At 27.6% G+C, this 25985-nt stretch carries 20 protein-coding genes; 9 read left to right on the forward strand and 11 right to left on the reverse strand.

Annotation, left to right across the window (positions count from 1 at the left end):
- The first annotated feature begins 51 nt into the window (after positions 1–51).
- Complete coding sequence (locus BMUR_RS08195; protein ID WP_013114134.1) at positions 52–1890, forward strand: methyl-accepting chemotaxis protein; 1839 nt, start codon at positions 52–54, stop codon at positions 1888–1890.
- Between the two features lie 89 nt (positions 1891–1979).
- Here BMUR_RS08195 and BMUR_RS08200 read toward each other — a convergent pair whose 3' ends face one another.
- From BMUR_RS08200 to BMUR_RS08215, 4 genes are all read right to left on the reverse strand, one after another.
- Positions 1980–2654, reverse strand: coding sequence for an SAM-dependent methyltransferase (locus tag BMUR_RS08200; protein ID WP_013114135.1), 675 nt, complete (start codon positions 2652–2654; stop codon positions 1980–1982).
- Positions 2655–2692: 38 nt separating this feature from the next.
- The gene (locus tag BMUR_RS08205; RefSeq protein ID WP_013114136.1) at positions 2693–3727 is read right to left on the reverse strand and encodes an N-acetylmuramoyl-L-alanine amidase; all 1035 of its coding nucleotides are present in this window, start codon (positions 3725–3727) and stop codon (positions 2693–2695) included.
- Positions 3720–5048 carry a CHAT domain-containing protein gene (locus BMUR_RS08210; protein WP_013114137.1) on the reverse strand — a complete coding sequence of 443 codons (1329 nt, stop codon included), beginning with the start codon at positions 5046–5048 and terminating at the stop codon, positions 3720–3722. Before BMUR_RS08210 ends, BMUR_RS08205 begins: the two co-directional genes overlap by 8 nt.
- 109 nt (positions 5049–5157) lie before the next feature.
- Entirely contained in the window at positions 5158–5811 is a 654-nt protein-coding gene (locus BMUR_RS08215; protein WP_013114138.1) for a hypothetical protein, read from the reverse strand.
- A gap of 215 nt (positions 5812–6026) precedes the next feature.
- Here BMUR_RS08215 and rseP point away from each other — a divergent pair, with 215 nt between their 5' ends.
- From rseP to BMUR_RS08230, 3 genes are all read left to right on the forward strand, one after another.
- Positions 6027–7391, forward strand: a complete 1365-nt coding sequence (rseP, locus tag BMUR_RS08220) for an RIP metalloprotease RseP (protein WP_013114139.1) — start codon at positions 6027–6029, stop codon at positions 7389–7391.
- 195 nt (positions 7392–7586) lie between these two features.
- On the forward strand, positions 7587–9998 hold the full coding sequence (locus BMUR_RS08225; protein WP_013114140.1) for a TIGR03960 family B12-binding radical SAM protein: 2412 nt from the start codon (positions 7587–7589) through the stop codon (positions 9996–9998).
- 31 nt (positions 9999–10029) lie between these two features.
- Positions 10030–10323 (forward strand): DUF2314 domain-containing protein, encoded by a 294-nt coding sequence (locus BMUR_RS08230; protein ID WP_013114141.1) that lies wholly within the window; start codon positions 10030–10032, stop codon positions 10321–10323.
- Between the two features lie 23 nt (positions 10324–10346).
- Here BMUR_RS08230 and BMUR_RS08235 read toward each other — a convergent pair whose 3' ends face one another.
- Entirely contained in the window at positions 10347–11225 is an 879-nt protein-coding gene (locus tag BMUR_RS08235; RefSeq protein ID WP_013114142.1) for a tetratricopeptide repeat protein, read from the reverse strand.
- 154 nt (positions 11226–11379) lie between these two features.
- Here BMUR_RS08235 and BMUR_RS08240 point away from each other — a divergent pair, with 154 nt between their 5' ends.
- On the forward strand, positions 11380–12531 hold the full coding sequence (locus tag BMUR_RS08240; RefSeq protein ID WP_013114143.1) for an iron-containing alcohol dehydrogenase: 1152 nt from the start codon (positions 11380–11382) through the stop codon (positions 12529–12531).
- Here BMUR_RS08240 and BMUR_RS08245 read toward each other — a convergent pair.
- The 6 genes from BMUR_RS08245 to BMUR_RS08270 form a co-directional block, all read right to left on the reverse strand.
- Positions 12528–13391 (reverse strand): ribonuclease H-like domain-containing protein, encoded by an 864-nt coding sequence (locus BMUR_RS08245; protein WP_013114144.1) that lies wholly within the window; start codon positions 13389–13391, stop codon positions 12528–12530. The two genes, BMUR_RS08240 and BMUR_RS08245, sit on opposite strands and share 4 nt — an antisense overlap.
- Positions 13392–13420: 29 nt before the next feature.
- Entirely contained in the window at positions 13421–14839 is a 1419-nt protein-coding gene (gene cysS / locus BMUR_RS08250; RefSeq protein ID WP_013114145.1) for a cysteine--tRNA ligase, read from the reverse strand.
- 348 nt (positions 14840–15187) lie between these two features.
- Positions 15188–15742, reverse strand: a complete 555-nt coding sequence (locus tag BMUR_RS08255; protein WP_049768315.1) for a hypothetical protein — start codon at positions 15740–15742, stop codon at positions 15188–15190.
- Positions 15743–15867: 125 nt separating this feature from the next.
- Positions 15868–16770 carry an alpha/beta hydrolase gene (locus BMUR_RS08260; protein ID WP_013114148.1) on the reverse strand — a complete coding sequence of 301 codons (903 nt, stop codon included), beginning with the start codon at positions 16768–16770 and terminating at the stop codon, positions 15868–15870.
- Positions 16771–16786: 16 nt separating this feature from the next.
- Positions 16787–17455 (reverse strand): DUF6320 domain-containing protein, encoded by a 669-nt coding sequence (locus BMUR_RS08265; RefSeq protein ID WP_013114149.1) that lies wholly within the window; start codon positions 17453–17455, stop codon positions 16787–16789.
- Between the two features lies 1 nt (position 17456).
- Complete coding sequence (locus BMUR_RS08270) at positions 17457–18725, reverse strand: alcohol acetyltransferase (protein WP_041749998.1); 1269 nt, start codon at positions 18723–18725, stop codon at positions 17457–17459.
- Between the two features lie 287 nt (positions 18726–19012).
- Here BMUR_RS08270 and BMUR_RS08275 point away from each other — a divergent pair, with 287 nt between their 5' ends.
- From BMUR_RS08275 to BMUR_RS08290, 4 genes are all read left to right on the forward strand, one after another.
- Positions 19013–19756: a YebC/PmpR family DNA-binding transcriptional regulator gene (locus BMUR_RS08275; RefSeq protein WP_013114151.1), complete on the forward strand. Its 744-nt coding sequence runs from the start codon at positions 19013–19015 to the stop codon at positions 19754–19756.
- 17 nt (positions 19757–19773) lie between these two features.
- Positions 19774–20247: a crossover junction endodeoxyribonuclease RuvC gene (gene ruvC / locus BMUR_RS08280; RefSeq protein ID WP_013114152.1), complete on the forward strand. Its 474-nt coding sequence runs from the start codon at positions 19774–19776 to the stop codon at positions 20245–20247.
- A gap of 678 nt (positions 20248–20925) precedes the next feature.
- Positions 20926–22776 carry a tRNA uridine-5-carboxymethylaminomethyl(34) synthesis enzyme MnmG gene (mnmG, locus tag BMUR_RS08285; RefSeq protein ID WP_013114153.1) on the forward strand — a complete coding sequence of 617 codons (1851 nt, stop codon included), beginning with the start codon at positions 20926–20928 and terminating at the stop codon, positions 22774–22776.
- 510 nt (positions 22777–23286) lie between these two features.
- Positions 23287–25563 (forward strand): tetratricopeptide repeat protein, encoded by a 2277-nt coding sequence (locus BMUR_RS08290; protein ID WP_013114154.1) that lies wholly within the window; start codon positions 23287–23289, stop codon positions 25561–25563.
- The last annotated feature ends 422 nt before the right edge of the window (positions 25564–25985 follow it).

Below are 25985 nucleotides of genomic sequence, written 5' to 3' on the forward strand. Positions count from 1 at the left end.
AAATATTTTATGAAATTATTAAAATTTTTTTATTTATAATTGGAGTCTATTATGAAAAAAATACATAGTTTATCTTTCAGAATACCTGTTATAATATCATTGATATCGGTAGCACTTATAGTGATTATTCTTTTCATAGCGGTAAATTTTGCAAATATTGGAATAAGCAGAAGCAGATTTGAAGGTTTTGATAATACCGTACAGGCCTATGCTAAATTATTTGATTCTATACTAATAAATCAACTTTCTCTTGCTGAAACTTATTCAGTAATGCCTGCAATTATTGATACTGTAATGAATAGAAATGATGATTCTTTAAGAAATCTTTTGATTGCATTAAAACAGATTAATAATGCTAATGAATACTCTATAAATACTGTAGTTACAGATTTGAACAGTAATGTTGTTATGGATGCTGCAGGAAACACAACTGGAAGTATGGCGGAGAGAAGACCTGCTTTATGGAAAAAACTGCAGTCAAATAATGGCAAGTTTACATATGATGATGATTTGATAAAATCTAAAGATACAGGAGTTCACTCTATAGCCATAGGCGGCAGTATAAAAGATTATGAAGGAAACTTAATAGGGTATGTTTTTGTCATTATAGACTGGAAACTTATATATGATACATATTTTTCTGATATATCACTTGGAGAAAGCGGAAGAATATTAGCTATAGATTCAAAACTAACAGATATGATGGATACAATATATGATCAGATAGGTACTTCAGTTGTTGATGCTTATCAAGAGGCATTTAACGGCAGTTCAGTTAATGGAAAATTATCGTATACATATTCAAATGCAAATAGAACAGGATCATATTATAAAATGAAAACTATGAATTGGGTTGTTGCTATGAGTATGTTTGACAGTGAAATATATGCTGTAAATAAACAATTAATACTAATTAGTTCTATAGTTGCTCTAGCTGCTATTGTGTTATTAACAATATTTGTATATTTATTTATAAAGAGACTTATGGGACATTTGGAAAGTATTATAAGAGAGGCTAAAGAAATAGAATCCGGAAATTTAACTTATGCAGCTAATGAACATAAAAGAAAAGATGAGCTTGGAATATTGTTCGATTCATTTGCTAATATGCGTACAAAATTAACGGAGATTATTTCACAGGTAAATACTTCTTCAGAAAAGATTACTCATGCAGCACAGGAGCTTGCAAATGGAAATGCTGATTTATCTAAAAGAACAGAATCTCAGGCAGCAAGTCTTGAGGAAACAGCTTCTTCTATGGAGGAGATGGCTTCTACAATAAAATCGTCAACTTCGCATTCAGTAGAAGGCAATAATATGATGAAAGCATCTATGGATTCTATAAAAAATGCCGGTGTGATAATAGAAGAAACTACTAAAAGTATAGAAGAAGTAAGCGAAGACAGTGAGAAGATAAAAAATATTACAAAAGTTATAGAGGGTATTGCTTTTCAGACAAATATACTTGCACTTAATGCAGCAGTGGAAGCTGCCAGAGCAGGCGAACAGGGTAAAGGATTTGCTGTAGTAGCAAGCGAGGTAAGAAATTTGGCACAAAACTCTCAGACTTCAGCGAAAGATATAACAAATCTTATTGATGTTATATATGATAAAATTAGTAAGTCAGCAGAAAAAGCAAAAGAATCTCAGCAGATATTTGAAGACTTGGAGAAAAAATTAGAAGAGACTTCAAATATAATGCGTGATATAAGCGACACAGCAATAGAACAGCAGTCTGGAGTAGATCAGGTAAATATCGCAGTCTCTCAAATGGATACAGTAACACAGCAAAATGCCGCTTTAGTAGAACAGTCATCATCAGCTGCTGAATCATTATTAAATGAAGCGAGAGAGCTTGAAGATGCTATGAGCTTCTTTAAATTAAAATAAATATTTAATTAATATAATTACATAAAAATAAAACGTCTGGTAATTATTATCAGGCGTTTTTTTATTTATTATCTTCATGATTTTTAATATCAGCTTATAACAAGAACAAACTCACGTTTTTTATTATCCTGATATTTTGTGCATATATTGTTTATACTATCTATTACAATCTCTTCATTATCTGTTGTAATATCCAAACATAATGCTGCTTCTTTTTCTTTTGAATAAACTTTTTTTACAGCATTCAAAACTTTATTGAGTCTGTACGGCGTATCTAAAATAATAATAGGAACATTTAATTTTTTTAAATACATTAATTTTTTTTCTCTTTCTCTCTCATCACGAGGTAAAAGCCCAGCATAGTAAAACTCTTTAAAATTAAAAGGCAGGCACATAATAGCCGCTGTAACACTGCTAACCCCTGCTATAGGACGTACTTTTATATTATGAGAGTAGCAGTATTCAAGAAGCAGTCTTCCCGGATCTTCTAAAACTGGTGTTCCGCAGTCGCTTATGAGAGTAACAGTTTTGCAGTTTATAATTTTGGTTATAATATCATCAATGTCCTTAGACTTTTTTGTATGCTCGCTGAACTCTATTAATCTATCTTTTTCTTTTTTTATGTTCAATGCTTTAAAAAGTGTAGTGGCTTCTCTGAAACTTTCTGCTAATATAATATCACTTTCTATTAATACTTCTTTTAGTCTTTCTGTATTATCTTTATAATTTCCTATATCTCTTGCTGCTATATAAACTGTAAGCATAAAAAATCCTTTTTTAAGTGATAATTAGTTTATTACTATCAATTTCTTTTTAATAAGCTGTTAGTAAACATATAATTCCAATTTGTGCTTACCATATTATTGCTTATAAATATATTATTATAGAATGTATTAGTAAGAAAGTTATTAGCTTTAGAACGCTCTTCCATTTCATTAATCTTTTTTACCTTTTCATTCAAAGCCCTTATAATAGCATAGCTTTCATTATCGATATTGCCGTCTATTTTTTCTGGTCTGAAATGGCATTGAAAAGCATAAAGTACCTTTCTTGAATCAAAATCCCATATATTATTTGTAGGCATGCTAGTATAACCGTATTTTACAAACTCTTCTTTTATATCCAAAACTTTAGCCTTTTTATACTCATTATCGTTTAAAAAATTTGTGTAGTCATATTCATCATACCACATACCGAGATTATATTCGTCATGAAGCCTTTTCCATGGGAATTTAGGACCTGGATCTTTTTTTCTGTATGGAGCTATATCCGAATGACCTAATATATTATAAGGTTTTACCCCGTATTTATCTATTAAGTTTCTAAGAAGGTATACTACCTTTTGTATTTGGCTTTCATTATACTCTAAATACTCATCATAAGGAATAAAAAATAAATTTTCTCTTTCTCTTTTTGTCATTCTTCTTAACTGTTCCTGAGTATTTGTAACTTTCTCTAAAAATCCTAAATTTACTATTTCTATGCCTATAGAAGTATCATTCATAGTAAGTCTATTATCAAACATAGTAACCCCAGCATGCCAAGCCCTATTATTATCATCTACAAGTTTGTATATAGGATCGTTTTCTCTTGTTGTTATTAAATAATGAGCTGAAACTCCGGGGTCGGTTAAAACTTTCAGAGACAAATCATCATCTAATGCAGTATAGTGAAGTATTATATATTTTATTCTCAAATTATAAGCGGGAGATTTAAAAACAGTTGATATTTTAGGAGCTATTTTTCTGCTTCTTATAGGAGCGGAAGTATTATCATTGCAGGAAAATAATACCAATGCAGATATTAAAAAAAGTATCTTAATTATTTTTTTATACATAAACAGGAACTCCGTTAAATCTGTAGCGTATGAAGCCTTTATAAAATTCTTTTACCTCAATATAGGCAAAATAATAAGCCTGAGCTGTATTTATTCTGGTATGCTTATGAAGGAGATTGCTGTAAAAACAGTGTGTAAAGTCTATATACATTCCGTCTGCTAAAGCACCTACACCAGATATTACAGTTCCTACTCCTGAAGATAATAATGATTTTGTGAGGTTATTATCAGTTTCTTCCATGTTGCAGGCATTAATAAAAACTAAAGACGGAGGATTTTCTAATGCTCCTACAGAGTTTAGTATATAGTCATCGCTTAATTTGATGCCGTTTTTATATCCATGTGTTATAATATGTACTATATCATAACTTTCAAGTATTTTTATAAACTCCAAATAACTATGCTCTTTTCTGTATAAATCTATTTCAGTATTTTTTATGTCGTCATGAAGTGATAAAATAGTATCTATTTCTTTTTTGTCATAAGTTATATCATCGCTTGGTATTGAAATAATGGACATTTTTAATTTTTTATTATTTATTTTATTATTATGATGAAATATATTTGAGGCATTTGTATAAGAAAATATTATATTTTCAGATATAAATTTACCGTCATAAGAAAGTATTTCCCAAGGTATATTTACGCTTTTATTATCAAGATGAAGATAAACTATTCTAAAACCTTCAAGTATATGTTCTCTGAAATCTTTTTCTGGAATAAGCATATTCATCAAATAGCTTCCAAGCTCTATATATTTATCTATATTACTGCTTTCGCTGTTTGAATGTTTTAATAAACGTAAGTATTCTTTATATATACTTTCATAAGCCTTATAGTCAAAATGTTTTTCGTATTCTGCTACATAAAGCGAAGGATAAGTTTCTATTGCCTGATATTTAAAAATATCATTATCTATAGTGCATGAAAAAAATGTCTGTGATATATTATCATTTAAAACTATTAATCTGTCTTTAAGTTTTGAAAATGTTTTATAATCTATTTCATAAATAGAAAAGTCAGAATATTTTTCTTCAAGTTTATAATATATTCCGCGTCTTCTTTTATAATTGTCAGTTATATAAATATTTGTATAGTCTTTATCTGAGTATTCATTTTTTTCACTTTTTAAATCAATTTCATAGTAACCGTATAATTTATTTTTGTCATTATCGTATAAAAATATATTTATACAACTTTCATCTTTTTTTATATTTTTTAAAATCTTTTTTACAGATGCATTTTTTAAAGAAATATATTCTATACTATGAGATAAAAAGTATTCTCTATTTTGAGTTATAATGTATGATTTATATGCCATTTATTAAATATCTTTTTTAAGTATAAATAATGATTATTTATTATACAGTAATTTTTTATATAATCAAATAAAATGTTTATCGGATAATGAATGATAAGACATAAATAAATTATTTAGTTTCAAATCCGTCAATAGTAAAACTGTATGTATCGCTGTCTGGAAGTAATTTTAATGTAATTAATACTGTGTTATTATACATGTCTTCGTTGAAATTATTTAAAGGTATTTCTATGGTTATATCTTTTCTTAATATCAAATTAGAAAATTGTGCTCCTATCCATAAATAAAAATTAAGATTAAACTTATCACTTCCTTCAGTATATTCAAAGTACATATTGTCAAGTTTTATATATTTTCCAGTAGTCATAGTTCTTCCAAAGTCATTATTACTGCACATATAATATCCGCCGTTATAATCAGCATTATAGGAATCCGTTTTATTATTGATATCTATTTCAATTACGCTTGCATACATACTGTCATTTTTTACAAAATATTTTGAACTGGAAGAGCCTTCTATTTTTAATTTAAAATTCATAGTTTTTTTAAGTATTTGTGTATTATTATTTTGTTCACTATTTGAAGTTTCTGCTGAATTTTCTATGCTTTCATTTCCTGAATTGCCAGAATTTTCATTATTCTCGCTATCCGAATTTTCAGTGTTTTCATTTGAAGTATTATTACCAATAGGATTTAATGGTTTATAATTGCAGCCGTATATGAAAAGACATGCTGATAATAGTATAATTAAAAATTGCTTCATAAACAAAAATCTAACAAATTTAATCTTTTTTGTCAATAGTTTTGTTATATTTAAAAGACATATAATGTAAAGCTATTGTAAATTCATTAATAATGATATAATATTTAATTTTAAGTAAATATTTGTTGAAATAAATTTACATCGAATATATACTTATTAGTAATTATTATTAATAAAAACAATATAAAATTTATATAAATTTCAGGAGGTTCAATTTGAGTTGGATAGGTGCTATTATATTACTGAGTGTATTAGTATTTGTTCATGAGATGGGACATTTACTAGCTGGCTTAGCAGTTGGAATAAAGGCTGAGGCTTTTTCTATAGGTTTTGGTCCTATACTTTTTAAAAGAGAAATTAAAGGAATAGATTTCAGATTTTCGCTTATTCCTTTTGGAGGATACTGCAAATTTAAGGGAGAGATTTCTGAAGACGGCAATGTAGAAGAAGGTGATTTTCTTAATATGTCGCCTTTAAAAAGAATAATAGTTTATTTTGCTGGTCCTTTCTTTAATTATTTATTTGCATTTTTACTTCTTACAATATTGGTATCTTTGCCTTCAAAAATAGATTTATATTCGCCTACTGTATCAGTATTCAGAGATGGTAAATACATGCATTCAAAGTCTGGTATGACATTAGCATATGAATATGGCTTGCAAAGCGGAGATACTATTACAGCTATAAACGGCATAAAAGTAGAATCAGATAATGATATATTAAAAACTATAAATGATGAGGCTATACAAAATGCTGCTGAAGAAATAGTTTTCAGTATTAACAGAAACGGTGAAGCTATTAATATAACTATACCTTCTGTTGAAATGCTTAAGGCTTTGAGCGGAGAGAGAGTATTGGGATTATATTTCGGAGATGATCTTATAATAAAAAATGTAATTGCCGATTCTGCTGCTTCTGAGGCTGGACTTATGGCAGGAGATAAAATAATAGCTATAAACGGTATTAGTGCAAGTAATATAGCAGATTTCAGACCTATAGTGATGGATAATGCTTCTCAAAAAATCAATATAACTATAATAAGAAACGGAGAAGAGATTACAAGAGAGGCTATACCAAGACCAGTATCTTCAAAGACTATAGGTACTTACGGAAGTTTGGGAGTTGAGTTTGACAGTACTCCTATGAGAGTAGAGAGAGTTGACGGCATACCTTTTCCTAAATCAATACCTGAAGCTTTTAAAGAAACTGGTAATTATTTGGTTTCCTATATAAACGGACTTAAACTTCTTTTTACTGGTAAATTATCAGTTCGTGAAAATTTGGGCGGACCTGTAAGAATTATACAGATTTCATCACAGGTTATTTCTGTTGATATAGAATACAGACTTAGAACTATACTTTCATTTACTGCTACTATAAGTTTAATACTTTTCTTAATGAATCTTCTTCCTCTTCCAGTAGTAGACGGCGGTATGATAGTATTTTCATTTATAGAGCTTATAATGAGGCGTCCTATAGACAGAAAAGTTCTTACAAAGATACAGGCTGTAGGGGCTGCATTTTTAATAACACTTGCTATATTTATCACTATTAATGATATAACACAGCTGTTTAGATGATGTTTATAAAAGATATTTTTGATACAATAAATAATTAAAAATAAATATAATAAGAGGTTTGTTTTTGAGCAGACCTCTTTTTTATGGTTTTAATTAAAAAACAATTAATTGAATAATACAATTTATATATTTGTATTATACTAAACTTTACTATATAATACTAATTCAAAAAATAATTAGGATAATTATAATAAAATGAGCGAAAATTTAAAAAATGAAATACTAGAACTTGTAAAAAGTGAGGATATAATAAAACCAACTAGATATTTAGGCGGCGAGATAAATGCTATAATAAAACCAAATATGCCTTTTAAATTTGTTATGTGCTTTGCGGATATGTACGAAATAGCCATAAGCAATTTGGGGCTTTCTATACTTTATGAGGTTATTAATTCTATTGAATATGCATCATGTGAGAGAGTATACGCTGTTGCTGAAGACTTTGAAAAACTTTTAAGGGAGAAAAATATACCGCTTTATACTTTGGAGACTTTCAGCAGAGTAAAAGATGCTGATGTTTTGGGATTTACTTTGCAGTATGAGCTTATATATACAAATATACTTCAGGTGCTAGAATTAAGCCAAATACCTATACATAGATATGAGAGGGGAGAAGATGTACCTATAATAGCGGCAGGAGGACCTAGTGTATTTAATCCATTCCCATTGGCTGATTTTATAGATGTGTTTTTATTCGGCGAGTTTGATATCGAGATGAAAAACTTTGTTGATATAATTTATAATCTCAAAAAAAACGGGGCAAAAAGAGATGATATATTAAAAGAGCTTTCAAAACTTGAGTATGCCTATGTTCCTAAATACCCAAGAGAGAATGTTAAAAGAATATTTGTTGAAAATATTAATGAAATGCCGTATGTGAAGAAACCTTTAGTTCCCCTTGTAGAGGGCATACAGAACAGAATATCTGTTGAAATAGCTAGAGGCTGTACTCATAGCTGCAGATTCTGTTTAGCTGGTATTACTTACCGCCCTGTAAGAAACCGCACTATAGAAAAAATTGTTGATATATCAATGGAGTCATTAGAGGCTACTGGTGCTAATACTTTAAATTTATTTTCGCTTTCTGCTGATGATTATCCTCATATTGCTGATTTGATAGAGTATTTGCAGACTCTTGGAGAGCATAAGGGATTTTCTTTATCTCTTCCTTCACTTAGAATAGATTCATTTGATAAAGATACTGCAAATAGAATAGCTCAGTTTAGAAAGACTGGACTTACATTCGCATTAGAAGTAGGAAGCCATGAATTAAGAGAAAAAATAAATAAGGAAATGGATGAAGAAGCCATATACAATATACTTGCCGATGTTCAGAAAATGGGCTGGAAAATAGTAAAGATATATTTTATGATAGGCTTTACTGATAATCCAGATAAAGAAGCTGATGAGATAATAGAAGCACTTGAAAAGATGATTAAAGTGTCAAAAAACAAAGTAAAAATCAATGCCGCAATTAATGTATTTATACCAAAGCCTCATACGCCTTTAGAAAATACTAATCAGCTTACAGATGAAGAAGCTATTTACTATATAGGAAAGGTGAGAGATCATTTTAGAGGTACAAAGGTTGCTATAAAATATCACCCTCCAAGAATGGCAGAAATCGAAGGAATAATATCAAGAGGCGATGAAAAAATAGGTAATATTATTTACAAAGCATATAAAAAAGGTGTAAGATTCGATGCTTGGGTTGAACATTTTAATTATGATATTTGGAAGGAAGTAATAGAAGAAAGCGGATACACTATAAAAGAATTATTAAGCAGAAAAATAAATATGCCTTGGAAATGCATTGATACTCTTGTAAGTCAGAAGTTTTTTGATAAAGAATATGAGAGATTTCAAAATGGTAAGTTTACAGAATACTGTTTTACAGGAAATTGTCAGAACTGCGGCATAGACTATAAAAAATACTGCCATAAATACAAAAAAGAAGTTTTAAACACCAACTTTACTCAAATGGCTGAAGAATTAAAAACTCTAAAAAAACGAGATATATTTGCTGTAAATTATAAAGTATTTATGAAATTCAAAAAAGAGGGTATATCTTCATTACTAGGTATGCATGATTTATCGCGTGTGATGATATGTGCTTTAAAAATAGCAGGGGCTAGCATATCATTAAGCAAAGGTTTTCACCCATTAGAAAAAGTGGTATTCACTCCGCCAACTCCTTTTGCTTGTGAGAGTGATGCTGAGTATATGGAAGTGAGTTTAACTGATTTAGTAGATATAGAGTTATTAAAAAACAAAATTAATAATCTGCTTTCTCATATAGGCATAGAAATAATGAGTGCCATTTCTACTCCTACAAATGCTAAAAATATACAGTCTCTTCCAAAGAATACAGTTTATAAAATTATAACAAGCGATGATAAAAAGGCTTTTGATATACTTTCAAACAAAGAAAATCTAAAATTAAGCGAAGAGAGAAAAGGAGATTATTTAATTATAAATAAAGATAATGATTTGCTTATAACACTTTTAGAAAGCAGTGAAAAAGCTATAAGGGTACGAGATATAAAAGGCTATCTTTTGAAGAATGATATTAGCTTAAAAAATATTAGAAAATTAGAACTTGTATAGATAACAAATATTGTTTTAGGAGTTTTTTATTATGATTAAATTCTATTTAGAAAATGCATTTGAATTAAATAAAGAGTATCCAGACACTTTTAAAATTCCTCCTCAAAAAGAAATTGATTCTTTAAAACTTGATGATTATGTTAAATTAATTTTTACGGAAGAAAATGCTGTACCTGAGAGAATGTGGGTAAAAATTACAAATATAAATGGTGATAATTTCACAGGTATATTAGACAATGATCCTTATTGTTTGAAAAGTGTAAAATGCGGTGATAAGATAGTTTTTAAAACTGAAAATATAATTGATACATACTTAAATTCTTAAGTTTATCAAAATAAAATTATTTTTTATATGCATTTTCTGAAAGAATATTTTTGATAATTATATTTTTGAATCTCTCTTGCTTTTTTTATAAGTTTTAAGTGCTTTTTATAATCTTTTAATTTGTAATAGCATATTGAAAGGTAGCATATGGTATATATATTATTTCTTTTAAGTATATCAAGCTGCTTATCAAAATTTTCTATAGCATTTATATAGTCTTTAACAGCAAAAGAACAAAGTCCCATATAATAATATATAACATCATTATTATCAGATATTTCTTTTGCCTCTAATAGATTTTCCATAGCCTTTTTATATTTATCCATTTTATAGTATGATACGCCTAGACATAATGCTGTATGATAATCTTTTTTATTTTTTTCATTATATTGTAGAGATTTTTCTAAATATTCTATAGCCTCATCATAGTTATGAAGTCTGTAATGGCATATTCCTATCCATTTAAGATTTTCAGAAGTACTTCCTTCTATATGCAAGGCATTAGTATAATACTTGAGAGCCTTTTTATATTCAGCAAGGCTGTAATATGATGAAGCAATCCATCTGTGTATGTTATGATTATAAGGCGATAATTCTAAAGAGAGATTTAAGTATTTAATAGCTTTTTTATATTCATTTATATTATTGTATGAAGCTCCAAGATAGAAGAAATAATAATAATGAATATTGTTTTTGTTTTCTAATGCTGTATCAAAAGCTTTTTCAAAATACTTAATAGCAGCTTTATATTCAGCAAGCATATAAAGTGCAAATCCCGCTCTGAAATAGTATTTAGCATTTTTTTCTATTTCTATAAGCTTTTTATATATATCAAATAGGTTTTGATAGTCTTTATTTTTGTATAATTCTTCAGCCTTTTTTATATAAAATTCTTTTTCCATAATATTTTTTTATATTATAAATAAACTTAAATATTTATAATAAGTCAAATATAATAATTAAAAAAAATCATAATAAATTTTACTTATCAGCTATTAAAATTAAGGGTTTTATTTCCGAATATATAGTAAGAAATATAAAAAATAGAAGAATAATATGGCTATAATAGAATTTAATATACCAACAAAAATTACATTTGGACTTGATTCTCTTGATTGTCTTGCAGACACTATCAAAAAATACGGCGGCAGAACTGTATTAGTAACAGATGGTGCTTCTTTCAATCAAACAGGCTTAATAGATCAAATAGTTAATAAACTTAATGAAAAATTTATTAATGTAATGGTTTATTCTGATGTAAACTCTACAAGCACAAGCGATGCTGCTGATATCATTGCTAATTTAGTAAGATACAGCAGGGCAGAATCGATAGTTGCTGTAGGAGGCTTTAAAATACAAAATACAGCAAAAGGAGCAGCAGTTGTAGTAACTAATAGCGGAGAGGCTTCAGACTATATTAATGGTCAGCCGGTATATCATAAGCCTTTGCCTATTATAGCGGTTCCTACAATATTGGGATCTTTGTCTGAAATAGCTACTGGAATGTGCCTATATGATAAATATGATGAAGTAAATAAGCAAAACAATGAAGACAGCGTATTTTCTTCAAACTGTATAATAGACCCTTCTTTATATACTACAGTTCCAGTAAAATATGCTATAAGCAGTGCATTATCAGTATTTGCTTTGTCTTTTGATATATATATGAGCAATACTCTTACAAGCATCACAGAGCCTTTAATAATTCATGCCATGAAAATAAGTATGCAGGGGCTTAAAAAACTTATTGCCGACAGCAATAATATAGACAATATAACAACTTTAGCTACAGCAAATATGTTATGTGCCGCTTCTGCATGTCATAGCAGTTTGGGAGCTATAAGGGCATTATCTATTGCTATTAATAGTGTTTATGCTGTTAATAAATCAATGGTATGTTCTATACTTCTTCCTCATATAATGGAATATTATATTACGGTTGCACCTGATAAATATATTGTTCTTACTAATGTTATAGATGGTATAGACCCGGAAATGACTCCTTTTGAAATTGCAAATCAGGCGTCTCAGCATATAAAGAAATTTCTTCTTAATATTAATTTACCTACAAGGTTAAATGAAATTAATATAGACAGAAGTAAATTTGATAAAGTAGCAGAATTAGCATTGCAGTATAAGGGAATGGACAAACTTCCTCGTGCTATGAACTTTGATTCTATTATGACTATATTAGAGCAGGCGTATTAATCTTCGCTTTTAGGTGCATATTTGTAAGGTTTTTTATGTAATGCATCTATTAGCTTTTTATTTGGTTTATAATTGGTAATAGGCGGAAGAGGCTTATATTCTAAAAGACTAGAGTTATAGCTTTCAGCATATTTATTGTATGCCAAACATAAAAGATATTCTAGGTTTATAGTATCCAGCAGATTATAATGTATAAGTGAATCGATAGCAGTTTCATCTTTAGTGTCCTGATAATAATTCCATAGTAAAACAGCTGTATATCCAGTAACGCCTTCCATATCATCGCCTCTTGAAAGTCCTACGTCCTGTTCTATTTTTTTTAATCCGCCGGTATATCCAAGATCTTTAAGTACAAAGCGTAAATCTATTTGAGCACATTTTATTGTTGTAGCAAAGTATCTTTCAAGAAAAGGTATATCAAAGCATGAGCCATTAAATGTGCAAACTATAGAATAATTTTTTATATAATCAAGAAATTCATTTTCATTTCTGCCATGAACAAATACTTTCATCTCCTTGCCGTCATAACAGCCTATAACTGTAACATCAGCCTTTGAAGGTTTTATACCAGTAGTTTCTATGTCCAAAAAAACAATTTTATCCATAAAAAAAGGATAGAGTCTGTATATAATTGGTGTGGGAAATCTCTTTAAAAAATAATGATAATTTTTATTTTTATAATTATAAATGCTTCTAGGAAGTTCATCTTTTAGAGCTTCTCTGATACTTTTAGGCATAGCATAGTAATCTATATTTTTTAAAGTATCCTCCCAATCAATAGCCCCTTCTTCCCATAGGAGACTTTCTTTTTTAGGACCGATTCCCTCTATATGCTGAAATGTTCTCTTTAATAAATCCACATAATTACCTTTATATTATTTTATTAAAACTATTTCCTTTTCCACTTTACACCCTGAGGAGTATCCATTATCTCTATACCCATAGATAATAATTTATTTCTTATTTCATCTGCTTTTTGATAATTTTTTTCTTTTTTGGCTAGACTGCGTTCTTCTATGAGTTTATTAATCTCTTCTTCATCATCTTTGTTTTCTTCTTCATCATTTATCTTAAAGCAGTTTATTATATTATTTACTCTTTCTATGAATTTAATCATTTTATCTCTTGTTTCATTGTTAATAGAATCAAAAGATGTATTTGCATTTTTTATAAGTGTAAATAATACTCCAAGTGCTTCTGAAATATTTAAATCATTATAAACAGAATCAGAAAATTTATCATTAGCTTCATCTATTTCTTTTGATAATTTATCATTAATTTCATTAGTATCAGTTTTGTTTATATCTTTTAATCTGAATACAAAATCATTCACTCTGTCAATAGCACTTTGAGATTGTTTAATGCCTTCTATAGTGAAATTTAATTGTTTTCTGTAATGAGAGTTTATAAGCGAATATCTTATAGCCTCTTTAGAAAGTCCTTTATCAAGCAGATCTCTTAAAGTATAAAAATTGCCTTTAGACTTTGACATTTTCTCTCCGTCAACTATTAAATGCTCGCAATGAAGCCAATAATTAACAAACTTTTCATTAAATGCTGCTTCATTTTGAGCTATTTCATTTTCATGATGAGGGAATTTATTATCAACTCCTCCAGTATGTATGTCAAAATGCTTACCTAAATACTTGCAGCTCATAGCAGAACATTCTATATGCCAGCCCGGTCTTCCTTTACCAAATGGAGAATCCCAGTAAACATCGCCGTCTTCTTCAGTATATGCTTTCCAAAGTACAAAGTCGCTTGCATTTTCTTTGTCGTATTCATCATTAAGTACTCGTCCGGAAGCTCCTTCAAGAAGTTCCTGTTTATCAAGATTAGCCAGCTCTCCGTATTGTGGGAATGTGCTTATTTTGAAATATACTGAACCGTCTGCCTCATAAGTATGTCCGTTTTTTTTGAGAAGTTCTATAATATCAATCATTTCTTTTATATGGTCAGTAGCAGCAGGGTTAACTGAAGCCTTTTTTATTCCCAAAGTTTTTATATCTTCAAAGAATGCCTCTTTATATTTTTTAGTATATTCATTTAAAGAAATATGATTTTCTTTAGAGTTTTTTATAGTCTTATCATCAACATCAGTTAAATTCATAACGAGTTTAACATTATATCCATAATCTTCTAATACTCTTCTAAGTAAATCGCTAAATACATAAGCTCTGAAATTACCTATATGAGCATAGTTATATACAGTAGGTCCGCAGGAGTACATTCCCACTTCACCCTCTTTAATAGGTTTGAATACTTCTTTTTCTCTGGTTAATGAATTATATAATACTATCTCTTTCATAAAAAAATTTTCCTTAAAATATTATAAATATTTTACTTAAAAGACTTTATTTGTCAAGGTGCTGTTATGTATTTTTTATAGATGAAAAATAATACAAAAATCCCCCTTAAAACATTTTTTAAGAGGGATAAATAATAATGCTTTATTTATTATAATCATTAATAAATAAAATAGTTTTCTAAATATAATACTTAAAATACTTAATAATAAAAAATTATATGTTTTTATTCTTTCTTATTACTATAGTAGCCTGCTCTTTATATTTAGATATTAGGCTTTTGAGATCTTTTTTCTCTTCTTTTTTTTCCATTATTTAATTCCTCCTTGAATAATGAATAATGTTTATTTTTAGAAGCTGCCATCTCTCCATACTTTAAAGTCTGGATAGTCTAATTTTTTAGAATTATCTTCATACCATTTACAAACGGCGGCTGACATATTGATTACATAAAAATTAAACTCAGTTTTCCAGCCGTCATTTTTAAAGTCGGCAAAAGAGGGTATAAACTTATTATTAATAGTTTCATAAATATTTTTCTGAGCTGATTCTGTAGGGATATTATTATCTTTTATTGCTATTCTGAGTATTAAGTGAATAGACATACAAGAAAGTGTTGAAGTAAGTCTGCTGTATTCATCAAACATCTGCTCTTTTGAGGAGTTTTCGGTAATAGTATCCATCCACATTTTTATAATATTTCCTAGTGCCTCTAATTGTTCTGGTGAGGCATTTTTATTCATAATAATAGCTGCATAATTTTCTGCAAGCTGCATAAATGTCATAGTTGAATTATCATCGGATATTGATATATCAGCTATATCTTCTATTTGCATTGAGTTTATCATAGACATAATAGAATTATCTTCGGCATTTGCTTTGATATTTATTGATATAAAAATCATAAAAACAAATAATAAATATACAAAACTTCTTTTCATAAAATATATTTCCATTTATAATTTTGTCTATTTATTATCGTCATCAATTAATTTGTCAATACATTTATTTTTATAAAATAATAAACATACTACAAACTATCTATCCAATTAAATACTTTATCTAATATATGCTCATTATCCATATCTTTAAAAAATATTCCATTAACCAAATTATTATGATATATTTTTTTATTTTCAAATATTATACAATCGGCAAGAGAATCATTAAAACTATTTACCTTATTTGAAAAATTAATAGAGTTCTGTACATCGCAAATAGGATCAAGTCTGGAATGTATGCATAAAACTCTTGTTTTTTCACTTCCGTCTATATAATTATAAGGATTTCCCAATTTTCTGTCGTATCCTTCTTCAAATAACTGATTAATCATAGCTGATATTACTTCATTAGTACATACATTCAAATCTGTAGGACCTCCTAAAGATATATAGCCCTTAAAAATATTATTATCAATATTATAATTTTTTTGCAATTCTTTATTATAAACAAGCAAAGCTCCCAAATGTGCCCCTGCTGATGAACCTATAACTACTATATTTGAATAATCAATATTTTTTTCTTTTAATACTTCTAATGCTTTAGATAAACCTTCAAATATATCTTCAATTTGACAGGGATATTTATATTTAGGTGTTAGCCTGTATCCTAATAAAATTGTATGATATTTTTCTTTTGCAAAACGCCTTCCTACAAATTTATATAAATTAGCATTCCCTTCTCTCCATCCGCCGCCGTATATATATATTATAACCTGCTTTTTTGCTGATTCATTTTCTTTTATTTGAGGAGCAAAATATAGTATATACTGTGCTTTATTATTATTATATTTATAATATAATGGTTTTATCTTTTTATCAGATTTAAGGAAATTGATTGCCATAACTGGATAGGTAAGATAATCACCTATCATATTTTTTTTTCTAATTTTTTCTTTAACATCATCTTCTGTTATTTTACTATTTTCTTTCATAAAAAATACTCCTAAACTATAAATGAAAAATTTTTTTTAGAGATGAGATAAAATCAATTCTAAATAATATGAGCATAGCTAAAATAATTATTAATGCCGCTGCAAATGATATCAAACTTCCAATATATGAAAAATGAAACAAAGGAAATATCATAGTAAGCATAGATATAAATGAAGCAGATATAATATATGATATATATTCATTAAAATATTTTCTGTCAATTAAAGCAGTTAAAAATATCGTAATATTCAAAGCTAATGATAAATATGATACAGCATAATTTAATGACCATTTATGAAAACCTGTGAAAATATCTACTATTATAATAAAAGGTAAAACCATAAAAAACTCTATTAATAATTTCTGTCTTATATATAAAGATGCATTTGTAAAACATATATAGCTGCAATATCCGAATATTATTGATGATACGGATATTACAGCCCAATTATATTTGCTTTTAGAAATGATATTAATTATAATCAAAGCAATAATTGCTATTAATGATGATAACAATACTATTTTTTTAGCATTGATTTTTTTCTGCATTTTATAAAACCATTCATAAGAATGATATTCTTCATATACTATTTTTTTATTATCAGAGTTTATTTCTTTAAGACATAAAGGACATATATTTTTATTAGTTTCTATTTCTAATTTACAATTATCACAATAAGCCATATTATAATACTCCAAAATCATTAGAATATATTTCTACTTCTGCTATATTTGATATATATTTAAAAAAGTATTTTATTATATCCGTTTCTAAAATTGTTCTGTTAAATGTAATTGATAATTTATTATTAAAACTGCATATTCCGCAATTTAAAGGACTGTTTATTGTAGGATATACTACCGCCTCAAAATGATTTATATATTCTTTCATATCTTCTGGAAGAGTAATATTACCAAAATTTGATAATGTGATAGTTTTTACTTTATCTTCAAAAAGTTCAAATGCTAAGTTAACAGCAAAATTTTTTATAAACAAAGGAATAAATTTAGCTAATACATTATTTTCTAATTTTGTATTTTCATAGATAAAATTTTCAAGCCTTTCTTTAGATATTTTATCTTTCATATCCTTATCTGCTTTTTTTATAATATCTTCAAAAGTTAATTTATTTTTTGTATCAATAGCAATGTTTGCAACCCCAAAAAAATTTTTTAAACTTATAGAAGGAAATATCTGCCTCAAATTTACAGGCAGACATACAACTATATTTTTTCCGTCAAGTCTATCTTTTATTCTAGTTTCATAAATTGAGTATGCTAATAATGATAATAAATATGATGTTATAGTAACATTATATTTTTTACTTTCTTCTTTCACTTTGTTTAAATCCAATATGCCATGCACAACATTATCACCATAAAACTTAAAAGATTTTCCTTTAATTAAATAAACATTTTTTATTTTTTTCTCTCTTACTGAAGACTTTTTATTTTTTGTATGAACTAAAAAGCTGTCATCATAGTCTGCCAAAGTATGTATATTATCTTTAAATATATCTTCATTTTTATCATCTATAGTTTTATTTGTGAGTATAAAATAATGATAAAGCAGAGATTTAAAAAAACTTATAAGTGATGCAGCATCAGCAAGCGAATGATATATTTCAGCAAAAACTCTATATTTATAGTATCCTACTCTTATTAAATATCCATTATTCAATTTACTGTTAATATTATAACAAGGATAGTATTTATCTTCCTGAATTAAAAGCTTTCTGTGATTCTCTTCAAAATAATTCCAAAACAGTCCCTTTTTTATCATAAGTGCAAGAGTGGGATATCGTTTTATGGCTATATCTAATGCCTCCTGAAGTTTTTGAGGATTAACTTCTTCTTTTAATACAGCTGATACTCTGAATATTGGTATATTCTTTTTATTTTTTATAGAAACAAAAAGTTTTGCTGCATTATCTAATTTATAAAGATGTTTCATATTCATAACACCGTAATTTGATATTAATATTTTAAATCATTTGCTTTATTTTTCAATGATTAAAAATAACTAAATTTTTATTAAAAGCATATTAAGTAATATATAGTTCTTATTTTTGTTAATATTATAATAATGATATAAAAAAATATATTTAAGATATTATGTTATAGCAAATCAATATAGCAGTTTAGTGTATATTAAAAGTTGACAATAGTTGATTTTTAGTATATAATCTACGCAAATATAATGATTATCTAAACAAAAAATCTAATAAATAGAGGTGTAATATGTCAGGACACTCCAAGTGGGCTAGTATTAAACATAAAAAAGCCGCAAATGATTCAAAAAAAGGTAAAATTTGGTCAAAAATAGCTAAAGAAATCACAATTGCAGTAAAAGAAGGCGGAAGCCCAGACCCAGACCAGAATGCTAGATTAAGAATGGTTATAGTGAAAGCTAAAGGTACTAACATGCCTAATGATAATATAGACAGAGCTATAAAAAGAGGAGCTGGTGCAGGCGAAGGTGCTAATATTGAAGAAATGTCTTATGAGGGTTATGCTCCGGGAGGAGTTGCTATCATAGTGGATGTTGCTACAGACAATAAAAACAGAACAGCTGCTGAAATAAGATCTATATTCAGTAAAAACGGCGGAAACTTAGCTGAAAACGGTGCTGTTTCTTGGCAGTTTAAGAAAAAAGCTGTAGTTATTATACCTGCTGCTGGAAACACTGAAGAGAGCTTGATGGATATAGTTCTTGATGCTGGTGCTGAAGATATAGAACAGGACGGAGAAGTATTTAGTATTACTGGTCCTATGGAGGCATTATCTTCTATAGTTGATGCTCTAAAAGCTAAAGGTATTGAGCCTGAAAGTGCTGAAATAGTACGTGTCGCTGATAATACTATGACTATAGCAGAAAACGATGCTAAAAAAGTTATGAAAATAATCGGACTTTTTGAAGATCATGATGATGTTTCTGCTGTTGCTACTAATTTAGAAATTACTGATAACTTAATAGAAGAATAATATTTTATCATATATACATGATAACTTTAGGAATAGACCCCGGATTTGCCAGATGCGGTTATGCTTTTATAGAAGCTAAAAACTCTGCATACAAAATAGTAAATTCGGGGCTCATTGAAACCTTTTCTAATCAAAATTATAATCAAAGGCTTTCATTTATATACACTCAATTAGATGAGCTTATCAAAAAGTATAGTCCTAGTGATGCCGCTATAGAAGAACTGTTTTTTTCAAAAAATACAAAAACTGCTATAAAAGTAGCAGAGGCAAGAGGCGTTATTATATTAGCTCTCACTTTAAATAATATTGACTTTACAGAATACAAGCCTAAAGAAGTAAAATCGCAAATAACAGGAAACGGTAATGCCAATAAGGATGCTATGATGAAAATGGTTAATCTTTTTACTGGTTCTAATATCATTCAGGACGACACTGCCGATGCTGTAGCCATAGCATTAGCTCATGCCTCAAGAAACAGAATTTTTAAATAAAGAAGAAAAAGTATCAAGAAAAAAATATAATTGTTTTTCTCTCTTACTTTTTGTACTCCATGTATCCCCGCCCTATAAGATTTAAAAGTTTTTATTTTTTCATATATTTTGATTAAATATATCAGTATATACTACAAAAGAAAACCCGCCCCAAATTTATTTTAACTTTGCATTTTCCTCAACGCACGTATAGCGGATTTTTTTATAACAATCGATTTGATATTCTAATTTTACACTATATAAGGATTCGATTCTACGTGCGTTAAATAAAATGCTAATTTAAAAAATCACTTGGGTGGGCTTCTTTAAATAACAGTGTAAGTAATGTAGAAAAATAGTATAAAAATGTCAGTGTAGCATTAAAAAATTTGGAGGGCGGGGAGTGAGATTAGATTTTTAAAGTTTATTTAAAATATTATTTATCAAGTTATCTTTAAATAACAAACAGATATAAAATAAAAGAATTCAAATAATAATTTTCTTTTAAAAATAAAATACAATAATAGAATATAAAATACTAAAATTCAAAGTGAGTACTATTATAGTAAGCAAAATAAAAAATGTATTTCAATTATAAAAATTCAGTCTATAACTGAATAGCAATCAAATATTATTTTTTTGACAATATAATGATTTTAATATATTATTTTCTAATCAAATTTATTAAAGAGAGAATATATGAATAATAAATATGATGTTATAGTTGTAGGTGCAGGTCATGCTGGAATAGAGGCAGCACTATCATCAGCAAGACTTGGTATGAATACACTTATTATATCTATTAATCTTGATACTATAGGACAAATGTCATGCAATCCTTCTATAGGAGGCGTGGCAAAAGGCACTATTGTAAAAGAGATAGACGCTTTAGGCGGAGAGATGGGGCTTTTAATAGATAAAACTATGATGCAGTTCAGAATGCTTAATAGAAGCAAAGGCAAAGCTGTATGGGCACCAAGAGCTCAGGCTGATAAATATGCATATAAGGAAGAAGCGGCTAAAACTCTTTATGCTCAGAATAATCTTACACTTCATCAGGATATAGTAACAGAAATAGTAGTTGAAAATAATGTACTTAAAGGTTTAAAAACAGAAAGAGGCAGAGAGTATGAATGTGATGCTGTAATTCTCACTACTGGAACATTTTTAAACGGACTTATTCATATAGGACCATATCAGAAGCAGGCTGGAAGAATTGGAGAGCTTCCTGCTATAGGGCTTTCTGATAATTTAAGGGCTTTAGGTCTTGAAGTAGGAAGATTAAAAACAGGTACTCCTGCAAGAGTAGATTATAATTCTATTAATTTTGATATATTAGAGATGCAAAAAGGCGATGAGGAAATAGTACCTTTTTCTTTTTTAGATGAGAAAATTGATATAGTTCAGGAGCCTTGCTATATAACATATACTGATACTAATATTCATAAACTTATACAGGACAATATACATTTATCACCAATGTACAGCGGAGCGATTACTGGAATAGGTCCTAGATACTGCCCGAGCATAGAAGATAAGGTTGTAAGATTTGCAGATAAGCCAAGACATCAGCTTCATTTAGAGAGAGAAAGCTACAGAACTAATGAAGTTTATATAAATGGTTTCTCTTCAAGTTTGCCAGAAGAAGTGCAGATAAAGATGATAAGATCATTAAAAGGGCTTGAAGAGGTGAAAATATTAAAACCTGCTTATGCAGTAGAATATGATTACGTGAACCCTATAGAGTTAAAGCCTACACTAGAAACTAAAAAAATAGAAGGCTTATTTTTGGCAGGACAAATTAACGGAACAAGCGGATATGAAGAGGCTGCTTGTCAGGGGTTAATGGCTGGAATAAATGCGGCATTAAAAATAAAAAAAGAAGCTCCATTCATACTTAAAAGAAGCGACGGATATATTGGAGTTTTAATAGATGATTTAACTGCTAAAGGAACTAAAGAGCCTCATAGAATGTTTACTTCGCAGGCAGAACATAGAATGCTTTTAAGACAGGACAATGCCGATGAAAGACTTACAGAACTTTCTTATAATATAGGGCTTGCAAGTAAAGAAAGGCTTGATAAAGTAAGAGATAAAAAAAGAAAAACTCAAATACTTGTAGAATACTTAAATAAAAGAACATTAACTCAAAAAGAAGCAGAAGATTTGGGATTTACAAAAGAGGCTAAAGAATACAGAAGTATGACACTCTCTTCTATAATAAAGCGTCCCGAATGCGGTATTGATATGCTTGTTTCTTTAATAGACGATAATTATAACAAAGATGTTTTAAATAATGCCGAAATAGCTATTAAATATGAAGGCTATATTGCAAGATATTTAAACGAAATAAGAGACATTGAAAAGTATGAGAATATGCTTATACCAGAAGATTTTGATTATTCTACTTTAAAAAGCGTAAAGATAGATGCTATAAATAAATTAAAACAGTATAAGCCTTATAATATATCGCAGGCACTAAGAATACCAGAAGTAGATAAATCAGTTGTGCATATTCTTATATTAGCTCTCACAAACAAGAAGAAGTGATTATAATTTGTATTATAGTTTTTTAAAAATCTGCTTATATAATGATTGCTTATATTATATATATTAAAAATTTTTAAGTTTGTCAAAATTAATTTTTTTATTTAAAATATTTGCGGGTATTAAGCAGTTCTTTTGCCTGCCTACGGTATGTATCGGCAACCCCAGTTATTTGCAACAGTAGGAAGTCTGTGTGTATTGGCACATACAAAGTCAGTCTCTGTATACCTTTGGAAAGGTGTAGTCTAGTTTATATTCTACATAAATAATCATATATAAAAGTTTTAGTTAGTAATTGCTCTTTTCTGGAAGCGTATCTGAGGGATAAAAACTTTAACGAATTTGCGGTAAAAAAGTTAATAGTACAAGTATAAAAATATATAAATTTACTAAATAAAATTGTTCAAGTATATACTGAGCATTCAATTAATTTTTAAAAAAATTGCTTTTATTGTTGACATAACATATGTATTCATTGTAAAATGTAGTATATAATTGTATACTGGGGTTTTCATGCTTAATACAAAAATGGATTATCTTTTAAATGAAGCTTCATATCGTATGACCAATGAAGACTATGATCAAACTTTAGAGATTCTTGATGTAATACTAAAAAAAGTACCTAAAAACTATAGAGCCAATCTATATAAAGGTCAAGTATGCGTTGAGATGAAAGAGTATGAAGATGCCATAAGGTATTTTGAAGAGGCTAGAAAAGTAGATATAAAAACTTTTAAATCATACAATTTACTAGGAATAAGCTATCATGCTATAAAACAATATGATAAAGCTATAGAATGTTTTAATGAAACTCTTAAAATTACTCCCAATTCTTATAAAGCATATAATCTTTTGGGTATAAGCTATTTTGCAAAAGAGGACTATACTAAAGCTATAGAGTATTTTAATAAGTCCATAGAGATTAATCCTAAATATGATAAGGCATATAATAATTTGGCTTTATTTTACTATAAAAATAAAAAGTATAATGAAGCTATAGAGTTTTTTGAGCATTCAAAATCTTTAGATGAGAGGGTATTTAAGGCTTATGATATGCTTGGTATGAGTTATTATAAGATAGGAAGTTATGAAAAGGCAATAGAATGCTTTAAAAGATTTTTCCAGTACAACAGCAAGTCATACAAAATAGCAAATACTTTAGGAGCTGTTTATTCTTTTTTAAAGGATTATGACAATGCTATATATTATTTTAATAAGTCTATCGAGATTAATCCTAAATATGCTAATGCATATAATAATTTGGCATTAGTTTATTTTAATAGAAAGATATTTGACAAGGCTGCTTTATATTTTGATAAGGCTAAAAAACTGGATGTTAAGGCATTTACTGATTATAATAAATTGGGTATAAGCTATTATTCTAAAAAATATTACTATGAAGCGATAGAATGTTTTGAAAGGGTAATAGAAAAAAATAATAATGCTTATAAGGCGTATAATTTTATAGGTATATGTTATTCATCTAATGAAGAGTATGATAAGGCAATAGAGTATTTCAATAAGTCTATAGAGATTAATGACAGATATTATAAGGCATATAATAATTTGGCTTTGGCTTATTATAATTTGAAAAATTATGAAAAGGCAATAGAGAATTTTAATAAGTCTATCGATATTTATTCAAATAATGCTGATGCATATAATTGTATAGGTTTATCATATTATCATCTTGGAGAGAAAGAAAAGGCATTAGTTTATTTAAATAAGGCACTTGAGATTAACCCTCTTTACAGCAATGCTTATGAAACATTATTCAGTATATATTTTGATTTTGAAGAATATGATAATGCTATGTATTTTGCAGATAAAATACTAGAATTAAAGCCTGATTCATTTAAATATTATGGCAAATTAATTACTATATGCTTTAATAATAAAAGATATGATAAAGTTATAGAATACTCTGAAAAAATAAATAAGTATAATAATAATGTATATAATATGCTTGCCGAGTCGTATTATCATTTAAAAGATTATGATAATTCAGTTTTTTATTATAATAAATTAATAGAAAGAGAAAAATCATCTTTTTATATTTATAATAATTTGGCTATTCTTTATTATTTGAAAAAAGATTATGATAAACTTGTAAATACATATTTCAGATATATAGATAATTATGATATTAATTGCAAATTAGGTTTTGCAGGATATAATATATTTCTTCTCTCATATACACTTCTTAAAAATAATATTATAAGATACAATGATTTTTTAGATTTGTTTGATAAAATATTTAATAAAAGTATAGAGTTTTACAAAGCTCATAATACTCAAGCTACATTATCATTATATAAAAGTATGGAATATAATACAGACTTATTAAAACTTTTATTTGAAAATAGGGCAGAGTATAAAAATGCTTATGAGGCTTTAGAAAATATTTTAGATGATAATAAATTAAAAGCGATAAAACCATCAATAGAAAAAATAAAATTATACTCATTTGAAAAATCTATTAATAATTTAAACAGAAAAACTATATGCATAGAGTATGAAGCAGAAGATACTGTTATTATTGATAATGTTCATTATGATAAAGTTTATGGAAAGAATGCTAAGTTTATCACAAGAGATGATGATATAAAATACGAGTCTCTGCTTTATATGTTTGCATCAGAAGAAAATAATATTTTGAAAGCTATATTATTAAAATCTCCAAGTATAAAGTCTATATATTTTTCTAATGATTTTGACGATGAAGATATAGAAATAATAAAACGTATAATTAATAATGATAATATAAAGCTATATAAATCAGACAATTAAAAAATTACAGTAAGTCTATTATTGTTGTTTACAAACTTAAAAACTTTTATTGTATTTTTAAAAAGTCATATTTAATATAGTATATAACATCTTCTAATGCTTTATATCATCTAATTCTTTTTACTTAATATTATGGATTTTCATTATCAAAATCTATTTTGGCATATATACCCCCAATTTTATTAAAATTGTTTTATATTATTTTGGCACATTTAGTATAAGTCATTGTGTCTATTTTTTATTCTTATCTTTTATTTTTATCTTTTTTATAATTTCTGAGTCTTCACTAAAGATTTCATTTTTTTAATGTAGTTTGTCAATTACAGCAATAACTGCTATTACTGATAATATTATAATACTTTCCATTAAGATGGTCTTTTAAAGTTTTATTATATTTGTTAAATGTTATGTTAGCCTAACAA

Origin of the sequence: Brachyspira murdochii DSM 12563 (assembly GCF_000092845.1) — a bacterium.
GTDB classification, from domain to species: domain Bacteria; phylum Spirochaetota; class Brachyspiria; order Brachyspirales; family Brachyspiraceae; genus Brachyspira; species Brachyspira murdochii.